Here is a 17,720-nt window from a genome sequence, read left to right on the forward strand (position 1 = left end):
GTCCTCCACGCTCAACACCCTCCAAGATCCTCAAAGAGGAGGGGTCAAGATTCAAAAATCCGCTAGGGGTCAGTCTTCAGGAAGCGGCGACACCTGGCTTGGAATGGGTCGGGCATCGCCGCCGGTTCGCCGTCGGCGGTGTCCGGTTCATGCCAACACGTGCGGGCAATTAAGGCGGGCGGGCGCGCCGGCTACAACCCGCGGGGCGCCCGGCGGGCGAGAGCCGAGAGGCTCGAGCCGGCCGGCTCTCTGCCGGGCGTCCGTCGACTTGGCCTCCATCGAAGCAGCGACGCAGTGCATTCGGGGCTCGCACCGGTCGCCTCTTCGGTTCCTGTCTGTCATCCGGATCAGTCGCCGATAGTGCCGGCTACGGCCATGAAGGTCTGACACGAGCCTCGTCTTACGCCCCGCCGTTGATGGCACCGGTGTCTCCAGGGGAGCCCTCCGATTAAGCCCTTCTGCGACGGGAACCACAAGATCATGGGTTTCGGGCGCCAAGCGCCCCGACAAGCGGCCGTCCGCTTGACGCAGCCTGAGTTTCGAAGCGACGGCGTACTAGCCGCTCCCAGCGGGGGCCAGCGGGTGGCCGGCGAAGCAGTGCGTCGAGGACAAAGTCGCAGGCGGTGCCGAAGTGCACCAGCGGGACTGGCCGCGGCAGGTCCGTCCACTTACGCACTCGAGCCGCGCAGGTAGGACGCGGCGATCTGCGCGTGGACCGCTTCTGCCTCCACGCGTTCATCGTGTGACGTGTCGCGTGCTGCCCCAACCGGGCCCGTGCGGCCCGTTGCCGTAGCGGCGATTCGGCAGCGACGAGGGCAGCTTGTCGGCGGCCCGGCATGGTTGTTTGTGGGCCGCGAACCGCCTGGACCGCCTGCCGAGGCGTCCACTTCGTGGACACGGTCTGGATGCGCGCTGTCGACGCTGGTTCCTGGGTCTGGCTGGTGTGGCAGGCGAGTGTTGCCGGTCCTGTGTGTGCAGGTTCGGGTGGGAGGGTATCAGCGGTGGTATGGCCCAGCTACGCTCCTCTCCTCTCCTCTTCCCCCGCAAACTGAGGAGCGGCGCCGCTGGGTCCTTGATGACGTTCGCCGGCTGCAGCCGCTGCGTGGTGAGCTGCTCGAGGAACTCCGCGGCCGGGGCTTGATCACGACGGACCGGCTGGACGACCGGGCGGATCAGGTGCTGCTGGTCGCCTCCGAGCTGGCGACGAACGCGTTGGTCCATGGGCTGGCGCCGAGCGTGGTGCGGTTGCTGGAGGCGGTGGACTGTTTCGTCCTCGATGTGGCCGACCACGACCTGGTCGCCTTGCCCGAGTTGCAGGATGTCGCGCCGGAAGCGTCCGGCGGCCGCGGGTTGATGCTGGCGCGGCAGCTGTCGTTGGATGTCGGCTGGTACGCCACCGCCACCGCCAAACACGTCTGGGCCACTTTCCCGGTGAGCGGCTCCGCCCGTCCCGCGGCCTGACCGCTTGCCCCGGCAGCCCACGGCTCTGGAGAGCTGGCAGTCTGGATACGGACTGCCCGGCCCGCACTCAGCTCCGCCGCGCGGGGCCGAGGATCGGGTTATGGTGACTCGGGTAGGTACGGGCCACCGCATCGGTCACCGTGGCGGCGATCCGGAACAGGTCAGCGAGCCTGGTCAGGTCGAACAACCGCAGCACCGCCGGAGAACCGATGACCGTGACGGTGCCACCGGCCGCCTGTGTCTCCTTGTAGACGTTGACCATTGCGCTGAGCCCGGACGAGTCGATGAACGACACCCCGGACAGGTCCACCACCAGATCCGCCCGCCCCGTCGCCCTGACCGCGTCCTGAACCGCAGCACTCAACCGCGACCGGAACACGCCAGCGACCACCGCGTCGACATCGCCGGCGACCGTCACCACTGTGCACCGCCCGGCCGACGCCACAGCGACCTGCATCGTTCTGCCTCTCGACGATTTACCAGCGGTCCGACTCGACATTCTCTGGCCACACCTTGTTGTCTCGCAGCAACTACCTGTCCGTGAATATCACATGTCAGCTGCAAGATCGGCGATTTTGGAACGGGTGTTTGAAGATCGTCACCTCGGCGCGGCTTGTCCGGACCCGGCTCGCCGTGGCCGTGGCCGTGGCCACGATCCCTTTGTTCGCCGCTATCGAGGTGCTGCCCTCGCACAGCGGCTGGTGGCTGTTCGTCCAGGCCTCTGCATGCCTCCGCAGGAGGCCTGACGGCCCTCGCCAATGCGGCGGCTTGCTCGCCCGGGTGGTTGGACAGGAACTCGCCGCAGGGCCGCTTGATCAGGTGCGCGCACCTGCCGCCCGTTGGTGCGCGACAGCCGTCGCTGCTCGTCACGTTCCGTCGCCGACCATCTCGTTGCCCCACGCGGGCATGAGGCGCGCGATCATGCCGATGACAACGCGTGCTGCAAGGCCGGGCGCGGACTGCGGTCTTGCGCCCGCACCGCGCCCATTGAGATCAACCGTCAGCCTGCCGCGCGGCCCGCGCTCGATGGGCGGCTCGCCGGCGCACCGCGACGGGCACGAATACCGCACCGGCCACTACAGTGGCCAGGGCCGCGACCCACCACGGCAATACTGGAATCAACAGCACGGCCAAGAAGAACAGCGGCACGAAAACGTTGGCGTCCAGCGCGACGTGGTCGGCCGACCAACGCCGAACGCGTCACCGCGGCGACGTTGGCGCGCGTGCCGTTGCGGCACGCCGGGCGGATGGCCGGTTGGTGGCGGCTCCCTGCCTGTCACGCCGCCGGTCGCGGTCGACGGTGAGGTGACCTGGGTGGTGCGCCTCGCAGCCGGGGTGGCACTGGCCGACGCTGACGTGGACCGTTCATCCACGACGTGCCGACACACCGGAGTCTGGGCACCCATTCTTTCGATCAGGCTGCTCCGCTGCCGTAGGGCCGCGTGAGGATCTCCAGGTTGTGCCCGTTCGGGTCGTCGAAGTACACGCCACGCCCGCCGTCGCGGTGGTTGATCTGCTGCGGCTGGTTGTGGTGCGGATCGGCATAGTAGGCGACTCTGGCCTCCTGGATACGGCCGAAAATGGCGTCGAAGTCGTTGTCCGAGACCAGAAACGCGTAGTGCTGAGAGGTGATGGGCTCGGCCTCCGTGTCGGTGAAGTCCAACGTGACGCCGTTGCTCACCTCAACCGGGACGAACGGGCCGAAGCGAGGACCCACCGGCAGTCCCAACATCGTCGCCAGGAACTTGGCGGATGTCTCCTTGTCGCGGGCTGTGACGATCGTGTGATTGAGCTGTATGGACATCGCAGTGCCTCCTGACTGATGCGCCGCGTGACGTGCTGGCTACCCGGCCACCTCCGGAGCATGCAGATCCGGAGGTGGCCGGTGGCTCGCCGAGGCCGGCCGAGCCGCTCGTTGGATCTGCGTTGCCGAGCCGATCGGCCTACGCCCGATGGCGAGCGGGTTTGTGCCACATCGGCACGGTGTAGCTGAACCACTTGTCGATCGACTCGTCGTCGATGGGCTGCTGAGGGGTGACACCTATCACTGCCACTCCTGAGCTGGCTCACCATGGGCGAGCCGGATACCTGGTGGTGGCGGTATGGCACCAGCGCAACAGCGACTACCACCTGTACGAGGGCGGTGCGGTCGCATTCATCGTCGACTGGGGCAGCGCACGGTGCCCATTCGAGCGCTGCCCAGGCCATGCGAGAGACGTCTGGTCGAGCCGGCCCGTGAACTTCGGCAGGTGTACGTGTATCTCGACGGCGGGGTCGGCAGCTTCGGGCATCGTGTGCAACGGCTGCGCCAACTGTTCGGACCGGTACAAGAGCGTGGCTTCAGCACGCATGAACGGGACCGTGGGTATCACTTCGCCAGCGCTCAGGGCTGGCGGATCACCTACAGCAAACTGCCGAAGGGAGACTGATCCGGCCGTACTACTGGGGTGCGATGCGATCTACCTCAATGATGCCGACTGCCGGCGGTAGTTCGACATCGACTTCGACCGCGACGGCGGGCCGGTGTTCTCCACGGCTTCCCACGCTGCTGTTGTCGTCATTCATGCCGGCACGGTCGATGAGGAAGAGGCCGACGTCGCCCTTGATGTGCGAGTCAGTGCGCGGGGGCCAAGGGACTGCCGTCCGAGGTTGCCTTCGACGTACCCTCTGAACGGCTCTGGATCGGTGACGCTGACAGCAACGATGTCGTGGCACTCCGGTCGATGCGCTGGCTGCTGCAGTTCGCGGTCCACCGCTCTGGCCAAATTCCAGCGTCGTTCACCGATCCGGCGATCCACTGCCCCGGTTCTCGGCCCGGTCCTCTGCGACACCCACCCAAGAGCGAACAGTATCGACACCGAACTACGGGCCAACCACGCGCGACCGCACCGTCATGTCCCGTCGGCAAGCGGGTGACAGCGACCAGCCGGGCGGCTGCCGGCTGGTCACGAATCAACACGCAAGCTGCGTACGAACGACGACGTCACCGCCGTGGCGGGCTGTACAGCTGCAGGTCGTTGCCTTCGCTGTCCTTGAACGGCACGATCCTGCCCCAGGAGTGTTCGCTGATGTCTCCGGTGAAATTGACCCCGGCGTCGGTCAGCCGATCGACCTCGGCATCGATGCTTCCTTCGGGGGTGAAGGTGATAACGGCGCCCCCGTCAGCGTGCGCGGAGGTGCCTTCGCGGGCGTTCAAGCCGATCATGAGATTCCCGGCGTCGATCTCACTCCAGTCCTCACCGGTCGCCTTCGCTTTCAGGCGAAGCGTGTCGGCGTAGAACTTCACCGCGCGATCCATGTCGTCGACAGGAACCCATACTGTTGCAACGGACTTCGGCATGGTGCTCTCCTCGCCTCGAAGTATGTGTTCGCTACCCACCATGACCATGAAGTAACAGGTGTCCGACCATGGGGGCTCCGGTCGCCAGGTCGCACCGGCGAAATGACCGCTCGGTCCGTGGGTATGCGAAGCAGGAGCCTCCGTGGACGCTCACAGCGTTCCGCCGCGGATGGCGAGCGACACGACCATCGATACCATCCGCGCGGGTGTCACCCGCCGGTGCCCATGGCTTGGTCTGGTAACCGGACGGGCAGCACATCGCGACCACGCTCGAGGAAGTACTAATCATTGGCGACGCCACCACGACCGAGCGCACGCGCTCATCGACCGCAACGCGGCCCTGCGGTACGCAGCCTGGACACCCGACGGACAGCTGCCGGCCACCGGCGGCGTGCAAGCCCCATCCGTATCTGGCAGCCACTCCACCCACACCCCGATCCTCGCCTTCGACGGCTACCCAGGAGCAGCGCTCACTCTCTCCTGGTCACCCGATGGCTGCTAACTCGTCGCATCCGACGCCTCATGGACCTGCGCTTGCCGATAACCCGGTCCGTGCAGCTCAGGCGGCGTGTTCGTATTTATGCAACTGCCACCGAGGCGGTCGCGTCGGCGGATACCAACACGGCTGATCTCGTCGGGATCGGCGAGTGGCGTGGGGCAGAGTGCGTAGGGGTCGGGCGTCGGCGATGCCTTGGTGCGGACAGTGCGCGTTGTAGAAGTCATCGAAGTCGCGAAGGGCGTGCAGGAGGTGACGCTGTTGCCAGATCAGGGTGCGGTCCAACAGATCGCGGTGGGGAGTCGGCATCCACCGCTCCATGATTGTGTTTATACGGGGAACCCGGACATCGCTGTGCACCACCGTGATCCCTGCATCGGCGAACACCACGTCGAACAGGTGGGGAACTTCCGGTCCCGGTCACGAATGAGGTACTTGGCGCGGTAACCGGCATCCTCCTCGAGGTCCATCACGAGGTTCCGGCCGGGCCTGGGCCACCCACTCGGCGGTTGGATGGGCGGTAGCACCCAGGATCCGGATCCGGCGGCTGGCGTGCTCGATTACCGCCAGTACATACATCCGGGGCCGCCCGGTCAGCGTGGCCGTCTCGAAGAAGTTACACGCCAGCAGCGCCTCCGCCTGCGATCGCAGGAAACGCCGCCCCGGGTGCTGGCCGCTCGATCGGGCACCACGCGCAGGATATCCCAGACCGTAGCGGCGGCGACTTTCACGCCGAGGGCCAGGAGTTCGCCGCGCATGCGCCGGTGGCCTCACTGCGGGTGCTCCCGCACCAGCCGCAGCACCAGGATCCCGGATCGATCGGACCGTTCGCGGGCGACGCGGACGGTTGGGCCGGGTCACCGCCGCATGGCGGCGCGTGACGAGACCACGATGCCACCGAAGCACTACATCGGGACGGACCAACCAGTCGCAGCCCGCGCAGCACCTCCCTCGGCGACGGATGCAGCAGCGCGGCCAGCGACGCGTGGTCATTTGGGTCGAACCGCGGATGCTGTTCGCCCAGCTGGCGCTGCAGCCCCATGATCTGGTGTTGCAAGGTGAGGATCTCGATGTCCTTGGCCAGCTCGCTTGTCGGCAGCAGCCGGAGCATCGCGGCGATGTTCGTTACCCGAGATACGCCAATCGCAGCAGCACGACCAACCATCATCGCTCAGTGACCATCGGCTGTCCCAACCGCCATGCCGTCAGAACCAAGATCGCGGGATCCTCGACGGGAAGGCTTCTCACCAGGCCGGATGGCATTCTCGGCAAGCGCAACGTCGACGGCATCGACACCGGCAGCGCCGAGCACGACGGACGTGACGGTGGACGTGTCGCCGCTACCCGGCACCGCAGCGTCAAAGTTGACGGCGACAGCCATCGCCGGCGCGGCAAGCGCCGCGTCGGTGTAACTCGGGATCGATGTCCGAGTCGGCACGGGCAAGAAACTCACACCCACCGCCGCGACACGGTCGAACGACACTCCGGCGTTCAACGCAAAACAACTTCCGCGCACGCGGCTACAACAAGGTTGCCACCGATGTCGCCGACGTCGACGGCGAGGTGCGCACCAGCGGCGGCAACTCCGGCGTCCACTGCAGCATCGTCATCACGTCGAGCGCGTACTTGTTTCAACGACGGTAGCGCGTACGGGCCGGACGTGACGTGGGCAACTCGCCGGTACGAGGCGTGAACCGGGCCGGCGGATCGACCGTGCTGCTGAACGCACCGGGAAACGGCGGCGGCCTTCAAGCCTCCGTTTCGCGTGCGACCAGACACGTCGCACCACACCGCGATAAGCGGTCGACGCGGCCATCAGAGCGCCCCAGCACCAAAGCGATGAGATACATCCGTCGGGAGCGTGGCCAACACCGCGTGCATCGCACATTTGTGATCCATGGATCCTGGCAGACTGGAAGAGTGACGCGTCCCGGCCACGCCGCCCACGCGCTACGGTGGTTGCGCCGACTCGGTATCACCGTGTTGGCCGGGTTCGTGCTGGTCACGGTGTTCTCGTTCGGATACAACGCGGCCACCGCGGGTCGGGCCAGCGCCCCGACCGGGCTGCGGTTCGTCACCGCCGACGGGATCCGCACCCGGTACCGGCAGTGGGACGGACCCGGCCCGCCGATCGTGCTCGTCCACGGCTTCGCCGAGTCCGCCGATACGTTCGACCCGCTCGGACGGGCGCTGTCGAAGACCCGCCAGGTGTACGCGCTGGACCTCACAGGGTGGGGCTACAGCCAACGGGTCGGGCCGTACGACGCGCAGCACCAGGCGGCGCAGTTGCTGGGCTTCCTCGACGCGCTGCATCTCGACCGGCCGGTGCTGGTCGGGCACTCGACCGGCGCGGCCGTCGTCGCCGAGGCGACGCTGCGCAACCCACGGCGGGTCGGCGGCGTGGTGTTCCTCGACGGCGACGCCCTGAACAGCGGTGCCGGGTCCCGCTTCGGTGGGCTGCGATCCGGCCTTGTCGACCCGTACCGCACGACGCTGCTGCGATTGGCCGTCCACTCGGACCGGCTGATCCGCAGAGTCTACTCTGCCAACTGCGGGCCGTCCTGCCCGCCACTGGACGCGGCCGGGGTCCGGCAGTGGCGGCGCCCGTTCGAGGTGCCCGGGGCAGAGCGTGCCATCTGGCAGTTCACCGGTCTGGTGGGCCTGCCGGCGTCCCGGGTGGCCGAACTGGCGGATGTACCGGTTCCCAAGGCGGTCGTGTTCGGCGCCGACGACGACGTGTTCGACCATTCGGCGCCGTACACCTCCGCGACGCGGATCGGCGCGCCGGCGCCGACGGTCATCCCCGGCGCACGCCACCTGTCGTTCATCTCGCACCCGGACGCGGTGGCAGCGGCCGTGTCCGCGCTGCCCGGGTAGGGCAGCTCCCGGACGAGCGCGCCGATCCGGGGCAGGCGGCCATGCGGGTGGCGAACCGCAGGGCGGTCAGATCTGCGTCGCGGCACCTCGTTGTGAGCTCGTCGGGCGGCGGCCGGCGAGGCGAGCTGCGGTGGTCAGTGGCCGATCGACCAGCCGCAGATGCCCACAGGCCAGATTCGCGTAATGGTCCACATAGCCCGGCTTTGAACCTCTACGTGGGGGATTCCTGTTTATGGAGGTCGAATACATCGGCCGGATGACAGGGGTCGACGTAGGGCCATGTTGCGGTTACGTTAGGCGTCTAAGATGGCCAGCGCGTGATTTCGGGAGAAGAGCGACGCTGTAGCGGCGAACCCAAGCAATATCTGGCGCCACCAGCAACGTACCGCGACACAGCATTCCGCCAAATGATTGCTGAAGCCGTAACTGCAGTACAAAAACGTATGAGCGCGCCCACGGGGTCGGGCTGTACAGCACGTAGAATTGGCCGGACGGGGTGATCGCCGGAGGTAGCAAGATGGACGAGATTCCCATCGGTCGCCGCGTGGCGTATTGGCGAAATCGGCGCAAGATGTCGCAACAGGTCTTCGCCGACCGGCTGGGTAAGTCGAAGAGTTGGGTGGACAAGGTGGAGCGCGGGGTGCGCAGGCTCGACAAGTTCTCCGTCGTGTACGAGATCGCCGACGTGCTGCAACTCGACGTCCAAATCCTGCTCGGCAAGGACCCAATGCGCCGCGGCGAGCAATCCAACGGTGTCGACCAGGTCGAGGTGGAGGAAATCCGTGCCGCGCTGGAGCGGTACGACCAGATCAGTGCCTTCTTCTCTGCCCCACCGGAGCCGCCACCGCTCATTGATCTCCGCAAAGCGGTGTCCCACGCCTGGCTGTCCTACCAGCATGCGAAGTACGGAACGCTCGCGCGGACGCTGCCCCGCCTTCTGAGGGAGGCGCAGACCGCCGACGCAGCCTACGGCGACGGTCCGCTTGCGAGGCAGGCCGCCAATCTCCTCGGGCAGATCTGTCAGGTCTCCGCGGCGGTGCTGCGCAAGGTCGGTGAACACGACCTGTCCTGGCTCGCCGCCGACCGGTCGATCACCGCCTCGCAGCGTGCCGGTGACCATCTCCTCGCTGGGCTGGCCACGATGCGTGTCTCGCTGGCGCTGGTGTCCCTCGGCCGGGCGCGGCCCGGGCTAGACATCTGCATCAACACCGCCAACCGGATAGCCCCCGGGACCGGCGAGAACGACAGCTCGCCTGAGCGGCTCTCCGTCTACGGCCAACTGGTTCTGCAGGGAGCATTGGCAGCGGCGCGGCTCGGGGACAGCACGATGGTCCGTGATCTGCTGTCCGAGGCCGAAGGTGCGGCCCGGGGCCTCGACAACGACGCCAACTACTACTGGACGTCCTTCGGCCCGACGAACGTCCAGATATACCGCGCTGCCGCCGCCATCGAGCTCGGCGATGGCAGTTCGGCGGTCGAGGTCCACGAACGCCTGGACCTCGAACGATTCAACGCACTGCCGCCGGAGCGACGTGCGCAGCATCTCCTCGACCAGGCCCGCGCCCAGTCGATGGTCGGCGACATCGACATGGCCGGAGAGAATCTCCTGGAGAGCGAGCGGCTCGCCCCGTCCGAAATCCGTTGCCGCCCTCTCGCCCACGAGGTGCTCAGCGACGTGCTCCGCCGCACCCGGGGTGCACCATCAGCCGCTGTCGCCCAACTCGCGACGCGTCTGAACGTCAGCATCTAGTGAACCTTGGACCGCGGCCAGATAGATGATCGTTAGTGTCGCTGGCTGTGCCGCGCACGCCCGGTCTGTCTACCGGCCGACCGGACCGGACGGGATCGAGCACGTCGGCAACGTGAGCTCACGAACTCGGCAACTGCACTCGCCAGCCGCATCGCGCGCACGTGCCAGGGGCGGTTCGGGTTGTCGACCAGCGCACCCGGTGACCGGTGAGGGTGGCGAGCAGGATCTGGCCATAGGCATTGACGGTCGAGCGGGTGGCGGGGCGGGGGTCGCCGCGGCGACAGGGAATGCGCCGGTGCCGTCGCGGACTAGGTTCTAAATACCTGGCGGGGGTGCTGAGTCGGTCGCAGGCCCGGGGGAAGGGTCTGTGAGGCGTGGACGGTGACGCCGTGGAAGCGGCGCAGGCTGTCGGTGACCAGGTCCTCGTCCAGTCGCCGGCCTGCCTGCACTTGTGGTCGGGCAGGCGTTACTCGTACCAGACGGACACCTTGCCAACAGGGACCCGATCGCGAATCTCAGACGCGCACACCAACGGAAACGGGTCCCAAACTCACGCACAAAAACTCCACGGCAGATAGCGGGACCCGAGTTCTCGTCAGAACGGGACCACGACTCGCGCTCAGAATCAGGGTTAGGATCGGCGGCGCTGCCGCAGCTGCTGTGCGAGGCGCTGTGGCGCTCCACCGTCGTGCTCGTCCTCGCCGCAGGCGAGCACGACGCCCTGGACCGGGTAGACCTCGTGGTCTGCCCGGAGGCGAGCGCATTCAGCCACGGCGGTGACCCGGCCGGCAAGCAGGTCTTCGACGACGGTGCGCGCCAGGTCGATGATGCGCGCCGTGCAATCGGTCATGATCTGGTCGACGCGTCGACGGAACGCAGCGCGTTGACGCAGCGGCACTCAGTCCTCCCATGGGCGCGTACATCGTGATCTGCTCCGCTGCTTGACGGTGTGGCGTCGTCGGCCACCATGCAAGCTGGTTAGAGTCGCCGGTGGCCGCATCCGACCCGACATCGGGATGGCGCGGCGGGCAGGCCCATCGGCGACATACGACATCCGGCCAGTCAGGCACTGTCAATCGCCGTCGGGTCCGGGGATCGGGACTGGACCTGCGTACCGCCCGAAGCGCCGACGAGGTCGATGGCCCTGGCGAGGACGAGGTCCAACGCCTACCGGCACACCTATGCGATCGGCGCCGAACGGAACCGGCACAAGGTGGTTCCGGCCGCCACGTCGATCCGTCTCAATCACCACTGCCAGAGCAGCCCCGTCTGCGCGGTCATCTGGTGAGGCGGTCGTGGACGCGGCTGGCCTGATGTCGGACGGCGGCGGTGAACGCGGCCTCGGCCAGGTCGGCCGTGGTGTCGAAGGGGGCGTCCTCGTCGGCGGTGACGGCCTTCTCCGCCCGATACACGAGCAGGCAGGTCTGCAGCCCGTCGAGGAGCTGTTCGAGCAGGTCCCGGGCTGGGTGTTGCGGGTTCAGCGGCGTCAGCCGGTCCAACAAGACCGTGAGAGCCTGGTCGCGGTGCCCGGCGTCAATCCGGAGGATCTGCTCACGGGTGGCGTCCACCCGTTGCAGCAGCGCGGTCGGGTCCGGGATTCGCCCGGCGCGGACCGCGGCGGCCTCGGTGAGCAGACCGGTCACCGCCTCCCGCAGCGTCGCGAACTGGTCGACGACTACGTCCACAACGTAGGACGGGACCTCGACCGACACTGCTTCGAGGCCATCGGCGTAGGCGAACACGTCCATCGGTGCGATGCCGGCCGCGGCGGCGGTGAATTCGGCGGCGGCCACCAGCCAGTGCGCGGCGGCCACGCACGCCGCGGCAGGGTCGACGCTGGTGAACAGGGCGTTGCTGCCCAATGGATCGGCGTGCAGGAGCCGGTCGGCCGCGGCGACCTGGACCGGCGACACGTCCAGACGGTCGAGAGATACCGCCTGTACGGCGCGGCCGGACAGATCTCCCAGACTGGCTCGGCCGATCGCGTGAATCTCGGTCCTAACCTCCACGGTCACCGCCGTGGTCACCTCGGCGTCATCGAGCTCGTGTAATGCCCGGCCGACCGTGTGGGCGGACTCGAGCAGCGGATCGTCGGACACGATTGGCAGCTCGTCCCCGTCCGGCAGCCGAGGTCGGCCGACCACGGCGAGCACGCCACTGAACCCCTCACCACATTCCTGCGCCGACACGTCGGGATGATCGGGATCGACGTCGTCGGCGGTATACTGGTAGGTGTCCCACAGACGCCGCGATAACTGGGTCAGGGCGTCGCACAACCGTGCCGCGACCTCCGGAGCGGCGACGGAACCGAGCTGGCACACCATCGCGGCGTGGTGACCGACCCCGGCCGCCCATACCGCCAGCAATAGCCCGGACCGGGTGTCCCACGCATACGTCGTCACTGAACCTCACCCACCTCTCCCACCGCCGATCACCACCAGCAGGTGCGGCCAACGCGTCGTGTCACGCGCCCGGGTCGCCGCGGTCGCCGCGGCCGCCGCATCGTGCCGCGGTCTACAGGTGACCTGGCAGACAGGCCTTTACCAGGGTAGACGGGAGGCACGCGGGACGAACCCGGTGTGAACCTCCGCTACCTCGTGCGCTCACCCGGGCGCCTACGGCTGACCAGTCACCATCGGCCAGTGCCGACAGCCTCACCGACGTTTGGGCAGTTCGGAGCCGGGTAGCGACCAGCAGCCCAGCTTGGTACCGGTAGGGAGAGTTCATGTCGACTGATGCGATTGTGCTACTCAAGGACGACCACAAGACCGTCAAGCGGCTGTTCAATGAGTTTCAGCGCGCCGAGGACGGGCCAGCCGCCCGCAAGGCCGAGATCGTGAAGCAGATCCTCAAGGAGCTGACGGTCCACACGTACCTCGAGAACGAGGTCATGTATCCCGAGGTCCGCCGGCTGCTGCCCGACCTTGAGGACGATATCCTGGAGTCGTACGAGGAGCACCACATCGCCGACGTGCTCTGCTTCGAGCTGGCCATGATGGGCCCCGACAACGAGCACTTCGACGCGAAGGTCACCGTCCTCATCGAGAGCGTGACCCACCACATCGAGGAAGAGGAGCAGGCGTGGTTCCCCAAGGTCCGCGAGGGCCTTGGCCGCAACCAGCTCCAGGAGATCGGCGAGAAGATGCTCGAGCTGAAGCCGAAGGCGCCGACGAAGCCAACCCAGCCGGCGGCGCTGAAGAAGGCGCTCGACGCCATGCGCGCCTGACGAGACGGCCGTGGTCAATTCGGGTACACGCTGATGACCGAGCAAAGCGGGCCGAAGGACCCGGCCCGCTACGCGGTACAGGCGGAGGTCGGGGTCGACTTCGAGGTCTGCAGCGACCACTACTTGACGATCCGACCAGGTTAGCGACGACGCTCTCGACTGGCTGATCGACCTCCTCGCAGCGGGTGCGGACGGCCCCTGGCGACTACGCAGCCACCCGACCGCTACGACACCGATGCAGCGCATCATCTTTCAGCAGCGCGTAGGTTTCCATCGCTCATGTAGCGCCAGCGGAGATCCTGGCGCACCAGCTGCTCGTTTCTGTGTTCGTCGCCGCTCGGCGGGTGCACGACGTTGCGGTGTAGGGGGAGTCGGCGCGCTCAGCCAGCGCCAGACCTCGTCGTTCCGGCCGCCCGCTGCGAACAGGGCGGGGGCATGAGACAGGGCGAGGGGCTCGAGACGTACGAAGCCGGCCTTCAAGGACCGTCAATCGTCGTCACAGGCCGACGACGACGGTCCTCCGTTGGGGATGACACAGCAGGCCGGTGTCCGCCACATCATGCCGACACTCATCCTGTGGACGCCGCCGGTCGCGACACACTTCAGGTGTGCCAGCAATGACCGAGAACGAAGCGATCGCCTTCCTGGCGGAGGAAACCCACACCGGCAAACTCGCCACGGCCGGGCCGACGGGCGACCCGCACGTGGCGCCGATCTGGTTCATCGTCGACGGCCCTGACATTGTCTTCAGTACCGGCCGTGATTCTGTGAAGGGGCGTCACCTGCGCGCCAATCCGAGAGCCGCGCTCACCGTCGACGTCGAGCGGTTCCCGTACGACTTCGTCGCGGTGCGTGGCGGTGTCTCCGTCGCCGAGGATCCGTCGGACCTGATCGCGTGGGCCACCCGGATCGCCGAGCGCTACGTCCCGGCCGGGGAGGCGGGCACGTACGGTCAGCTCAACAGTCGGTCCGGCAGCTTGTTGTGCCGGCTACGCATGAACCGGGTCGTCGGGATCCGCGACATCGCAGCGATCTAGAGCCCTGACGACGGGACGGTTCAGTCCGAGGAACTCGCGTTCCTCGCCTCGAAACCGGCTGCACTGGACGGTCGACGAATGCAGCTGACGGCGCTGCGCGCCATGCCTGCGCTCGGGTGACGACCCGCGCTGTCATGCCGCAGCGAGCGCATTGGTGTTCATCGCTGCGGGTGACACGCGGTGATGTATGGCTGCCATCACCGTCTCAGCCGCCGGCGGTGGGTCAACCCAACGAACTCGTGCTTCGTGCGGGGACCGCCGCGTACCTCGGCCGTCACCGCGGTCAGACCCGGCTGCACTGCGAGTCGGACCTGCGAGTCTTCCTGCGCTGGTGTGCGCCGACCATGACCTGACCCGGCGCGGCGGCTGCCGTGCTGCGGAAGGCGGTGACCCCGGGGAGGAGACACCTGCCTGCGAGAAAACAGTCGCCAGCACCGATTTGTGGACCCGGCTGTGGCGATGACTATCCGACTGTCCGAGCGTTTGTCCTGCCGCGAGACATGAGCGACCTATTCGAGCGTGCTGCCCCTCACGCTATGGGCATGCTGCACACCCGGCGATGCACTCGTCACCCTTGCACCGGGCTACCCGCGCGGCCACCACGGCATGCGTGCGTGCTGATGTCGGGTTGGCAAGGAGAGCACTGTCACAGCGGACCGCCAATCGATATACGTGTTGTTGACCTGGAGCGCGCTCCAGGTACGAGGCTGAGCGCATGACAACACGAACACTGGGCCGCAGCGGTATCGAGGTCGGCGCGATCGGCATGGGCTGCTGGGCGATCGGCGGTCCCTTCTGGAGTCTGGAAGGTGAACCGTTCGGTTGGGGCGCGGTCGACGACGCCGAGTCGATCCGTGCCATTCATCGGGCTATCGGTCTGGGTGTCACCCTCTTCGACACCGCCAGCAACTACGGCGCTGGACACAGCGAGCGGGTCCTCGGCCGTGCCGTCGCCGGCCGTCGGGAGCAGGTCGTGATCGCGAGTAAGTTCGGTCATACCTTCGACGAATCCCGTCGGCTCGCCACTGGCGTGGACAGTTCCGTGGAGTACCTCGTGTCCTGCCTCGACGGCATCCTCGACCGGCTCGGCACCGACTACCTGGATCTCTACCAGCTCCACCTGAACGATCTGCCGCTGCAGACGGCACTGGCCATGGTCGATGCTCTGGAGCGCGAGGTGGACCGGGGTCGTATCCGCGCCTACGGGTGGAGCACCGACGACCCGGCGAACGCGGCCGCGTTCGCTGACGCCGGTCCGCATTGCACAGCCATCCAGCACGACCAGTCGGTGCTGCACGACAACGCCGCGATGATCGCGGTCTGTGAGTCCCGGGGACTGGCCAGCCTCGCCCGTGGCCCGCTGGCGATGGGTTTGTTGACAGGCAAATATCACGGCGACCGTGCTGCGCTCGGCGCCGACGACGTTCGCACCCTCTCACCGGAGTGGCTGCCCTGGTTCGAAGCCGGACGGGCCGTTCCGGCCTGGGCCGAACGGGTCGACCAACTTCGACAGCAGCTGACCTCAGACGGCCGAACCCTGGCACAGGGAGCCCTGGAATGGCTCCTGGCCCGCAGTCCCGTGATCATCCCGATTCCGGGCGTCCGCACAGAAGCCCAGGCAGAAGAGAACTTCGCCCCGCTCAAGCTCCGTCCGATGTAACCGCAGCCCGGCCCGTGTGTAGCACTGCCGCACGATGCCCGCCGGCGGTGGAACTCGGCCATCGCGGAGGGCAGGCGGCCCTGGCCGTCGTCTTCGCAATCCGCGGGTCAGGATGCCGGCGATCGGTGGGGCGCGAGAGTCGTAATCCGTTGCGGCCGGCCGGGTGGTCGCGGCGGCAGGTGCAGTGACTACCTGAGTCAGCGTTCGATGGTTGTCAGGGCACTGGGCCGCCGCGACGACTGCACCACCGTCGTGATCACACCCGCCCGGTCGACGGCCGCGCGGCCCCCCGACCGCCACCGCCACCGCCACCGCCACCGACGTCGACGTCGACGTCGACACCAGGCGTCGCACGACACCGGACGACCGGATCGAACTCCCGGGACGGCGCCGACGGGCGAGGACCTGATGGGTCTGTCAGCTCCACGGCACCTCAGCGGGCCGAGTGATCGGCGACAAAGAGGTGCCGTTGAGCTCGGCCGTCAACGAGAGACCTGGGAGTAGCTCACCGTGGCCCTGATGCTGGACAACGCCGAGACCACATCGCCGCGATGGGTTACACCGTTGTGCGAGCCGCCGAGGCGGTCGCGGACGGCATGCGCGGCCCGCCGAGCGACTTCACCGGTAGGCAGACCGACATCGCGGCCAGGTCGACGCGCAGAGCGAAGCCCGGCACCTGTAGTCGTCGCGTATGGACCGGCAGTCACAGCACTGGCCAACGCCGACCGAAGCACACGCCTGATATGACTTCCTCCCCCGGACAAACACCCAGGCCGTTTTAGGGCTGCCGCAAAGGAGCCAAGCAGCCCTGATCACTCGCCTTCGCGAGAAACCTGCTGACGGTCGACAGATATGAGTAGGCCACCTCGATGCCGTGCCGTCGGTATGCGGCTCGGTGTGGAGTTGTCCGTCCGAGCGCTCTAGACGCTGACCTGGCGGCGACGCTGCCGACCCGCGCGGACCGGAGCGGGCCAGGACCCAAAAGTTGCTGGGCGGGCGCTTCAGCGCCGCGCCCGCCGCACCGGTGTCAGCCCGTCGCCGCAGTCGATAGGGCAGTACGGAAACGGGGACATTTATCTCATTGCCGCACCGGTAGACCGTCAAACCATGTCGATGTCTGGTTGGTTCGTGTTCGGTTGGGAGCGTTCCGATGGTGTTGTGATACCGGCGAGTCGAAGCTGGTGTCGGTGATGATGAAGACGGTGTCCAGTCCGGTCATGCGTAGCAGGCGTTGCAGCATGAGGTGCGGGTTGTGCAGTGACAGGGTCCTGCCCCGGTGTGCGGCGGTCTTGTGTGCCCAGCCCAGCAGACCCAGTCCGGAGGAGTCCACGAACGTGAGGGCGCTGAGGTCCAGCACCACGGTCGCAACGGGCCGTCCAGTTGTGTCGTGAGCATGTGCCGGAGCCGTTGGACTCAGCCGGGTCCAGTTCGCCGCCGAGCCGCGCGACAGCCGTGTCGGACGCCTGGCCGGAGACGGTGATCGTGAACGCGGCCGGTGAGGATGCTGGTGGTGGTGCGCCGGTGTGCACATCTTCCCCCTTCGCGTAGATGCCTTACGGCGAGCGAACAGGTAACCGTTGCCTTCGTCGCCCTGCAGCTCAGCGTCAATCACTAGACAGGACACGCCCAGAGGCCGGGCAGCCGGCGCTGTGTGAGCGCGGATGGAGCTGACGCAGCGGCCGGGATGCGATGTCCGCATCCCGGCCGCTGTGGCTGCTGCGCGTGTCGACGGGCTCGACGGTGCGGCCTTTCGGCTTGCCGGGTTCGGGTTGGCTCCGGCGTCCCCCGGGGGGGGGGGGGGGGGGGGGGGGGGGGGAGGGGGGGGGGGGGGGGGGGGGGGGGGGGGGGGGGGTGTTGAAGGAAGATGGGGGGT

Annotated in this window: 15 protein-coding genes; 7 read left to right on the forward strand and 8 right to left on the reverse strand. The window is 67.4% G+C overall.

Translation table 11 applies throughout. The features are described 5' to 3' along the window. The first annotated feature begins 1,137 nt into the window (after positions 1-1,137). Positions 1,138-1,461 carry an ATP-binding protein gene (locus tag ACZ6TV_RS51630; RefSeq protein ID WP_465308456.1) on the forward strand — a complete coding sequence of 108 codons (324 nt, stop codon included), beginning with the start codon at positions 1,138-1,140 and terminating at the stop codon, positions 1,459-1,461. Between the two features lie 67 nt (positions 1,462-1,528). On the opposite strand, the gene ACZ6TV_RS51635 is transcribed toward ACZ6TV_RS51630, so the two are convergent. After that, on the reverse strand, positions 1,529-1,960 hold the full coding sequence (locus ACZ6TV_RS51635; RefSeq protein ID WP_465308458.1) for an STAS domain-containing protein: 432 nt from the start codon (positions 1,958-1,960) through the stop codon (positions 1,529-1,531). 915 nt (positions 1,961-2,875) lie between these two features. Further along, positions 2,876-3,265 (reverse strand): VOC family protein, encoded by a 390-nt coding sequence (locus tag ACZ6TV_RS51640; protein WP_465308460.1) that lies wholly within the window; start codon positions 3,263-3,265, stop codon positions 2,876-2,878. Between the two features lie 445 nt (positions 3,266-3,710). Here ACZ6TV_RS51640 and ACZ6TV_RS51645 point away from each other — a divergent pair, with 445 nt between their 5' ends. Further along, on the forward strand, positions 3,711-3,890 hold the full coding sequence (locus ACZ6TV_RS51645) for a hypothetical protein (RefSeq protein WP_465308462.1): 180 nt from the start codon (positions 3,711-3,713) through the stop codon (positions 3,888-3,890). A 554-nt stretch (positions 3,891-4,444) separates the two neighbouring features. Here ACZ6TV_RS51645 and ACZ6TV_RS51650 read toward each other — a convergent pair. The 3 genes from ACZ6TV_RS51650 to ACZ6TV_RS51660 form a co-directional block, all read right to left on the reverse strand. Continuing rightward, a complete protein-coding gene (locus ACZ6TV_RS51650; protein ID WP_465308464.1) occupies positions 4,445-4,801 on the reverse strand; it encodes a VOC family protein in 357 nt (118 codons plus the stop codon). A 1,223-nt stretch (positions 4,802-6,024) separates the two neighbouring features. Next, entirely contained in the window at positions 6,025-6,408 is a 384-nt protein-coding gene (locus tag ACZ6TV_RS51655; RefSeq protein ID WP_465308466.1) for a hypothetical protein, read from the reverse strand. Positions 6,409-6,468: 60 nt separating this feature from the next. Continuing rightward, entirely contained in the window at positions 6,469-6,792 is a 324-nt protein-coding gene (locus tag ACZ6TV_RS51660; RefSeq protein WP_465308468.1) for a hypothetical protein, read from the reverse strand. Between the two features lie 485 nt (positions 6,793-7,277). Between ACZ6TV_RS51660 and ACZ6TV_RS51665 the strand changes: the two genes are divergently transcribed. Both ACZ6TV_RS51665 and ACZ6TV_RS51670 read left to right on the forward strand, forming a co-directional pair. Then, positions 7,278-8,174: an alpha/beta fold hydrolase gene (locus ACZ6TV_RS51665; RefSeq protein WP_465308470.1), complete on the forward strand. Its 897-nt coding sequence runs from the start codon at positions 7,278-7,280 to the stop codon at positions 8,172-8,174. Between the two features lie 517 nt (positions 8,175-8,691). Then, positions 8,692-9,924, forward strand: a complete 1,233-nt coding sequence (locus ACZ6TV_RS51670) for a helix-turn-helix domain-containing protein (protein ID WP_465308472.1) — start codon at positions 8,692-8,694, stop codon at positions 9,922-9,924. A 631-nt stretch (positions 9,925-10,555) separates the two neighbouring features. Here ACZ6TV_RS51670 and ACZ6TV_RS51675 read toward each other — a convergent pair. Further along, on the reverse strand, positions 10,556-10,822 hold the full coding sequence (locus ACZ6TV_RS51675; protein WP_465308474.1) for a hypothetical protein: 267 nt from the start codon (positions 10,820-10,822) through the stop codon (positions 10,556-10,558). A gap of 379 nt (positions 10,823-11,201) precedes the next feature. After that, entirely contained in the window at positions 11,202-12,200 is a 999-nt protein-coding gene (locus ACZ6TV_RS51680; RefSeq protein ID WP_465308476.1) for a hypothetical protein, read from the reverse strand. Positions 12,201-12,649: 449 nt separating this feature from the next. Between ACZ6TV_RS51680 and ACZ6TV_RS51685 the strand changes: the two genes are divergently transcribed. The 3 genes from ACZ6TV_RS51685 to ACZ6TV_RS51695 all read left to right on the forward strand — a co-directional run bounded on the left by ACZ6TV_RS51685 (position 12,650) and on the right by ACZ6TV_RS51695 (position 15,847). After that, positions 12,650-13,150, forward strand: coding sequence for a hemerythrin domain-containing protein (locus tag ACZ6TV_RS51685; protein WP_465308478.1), 501 nt, complete (start codon positions 12,650-12,652; stop codon positions 13,148-13,150). 617 nt (positions 13,151-13,767) lie between these two features. Beyond that, positions 13,768-14,187: a PPOX class F420-dependent oxidoreductase gene (locus ACZ6TV_RS51690; RefSeq protein ID WP_465308480.1), complete on the forward strand. Its 420-nt coding sequence runs from the start codon at positions 13,768-13,770 to the stop codon at positions 14,185-14,187. 715 nt (positions 14,188-14,902) lie between these two features. Further along, positions 14,903-15,847 (forward strand): aldo/keto reductase, encoded by a 945-nt coding sequence (locus ACZ6TV_RS51695; RefSeq protein ID WP_465308482.1) that lies wholly within the window; start codon positions 14,903-14,905, stop codon positions 15,845-15,847. A gap of 1,078 nt (positions 15,848-16,925) precedes the next feature. On the opposite strand, the gene ACZ6TV_RS51700 is transcribed toward ACZ6TV_RS51695, so the two are convergent. Next, on the reverse strand, positions 16,926-17,207 hold the full coding sequence (locus ACZ6TV_RS51700) for an STAS domain-containing protein (protein ID WP_465308484.1): 282 nt from the start codon (positions 17,205-17,207) through the stop codon (positions 16,926-16,928). Between the last annotated feature and the right edge of the window lie 513 nt (positions 17,208-17,720).

Source organism: Dactylosporangium sp. NPDC051087, assembly GCF_055586325.1.

What these genes read in the sequence shown, in the direction of transcription:
- ACZ6TV_RS51635 (WP_465308458.1), bottom strand. Translation starts at nt 1,960, where the DNA reads ATGTCGAGTCGGACCGCTGGTAAATCGTCGAGAGGCAGAACGATGCAG.
- ACZ6TV_RS51640 (WP_465308460.1), bottom strand. Translation starts at nt 3,265, where the DNA reads ATGTCCATACAGCTCAATCACACGATCGTCACAGCCCGCGACAAGGAG.
- ACZ6TV_RS51650 (WP_465308464.1), bottom strand. Translation starts at nt 4,801, where the DNA reads ATGCCGAAGTCCGTTGCAACAGTATGGGTTCCTGTCGACGACATGGAT.
- ACZ6TV_RS51655 (WP_465308466.1), bottom strand. Translation starts at nt 6,408, where the DNA reads ATGCTCCGGCTGCTGCCGACAAGCGAGCTGGCCAAGGACATCGAGATC.
- ACZ6TV_RS51670 (WP_465308472.1), top strand. Translation starts at nt 8,692, where the DNA reads ATGGACGAGATTCCCATCGGTCGCCGCGTGGCGTATTGGCGAAATCGG.
- ACZ6TV_RS51685 (WP_465308478.1), top strand. Translation starts at nt 12,650, where the DNA reads ATGTCGACTGATGCGATTGTGCTACTCAAGGACGACCACAAGACCGTC.
- ACZ6TV_RS51690 (WP_465308480.1), top strand. Translation starts at nt 13,768, where the DNA reads ATGACCGAGAACGAAGCGATCGCCTTCCTGGCGGAGGAAACCCACACC.
- ACZ6TV_RS51695 (WP_465308482.1), top strand. Translation starts at nt 14,903, where the DNA reads ATGACAACACGAACACTGGGCCGCAGCGGTATCGAGGTCGGCGCGATC.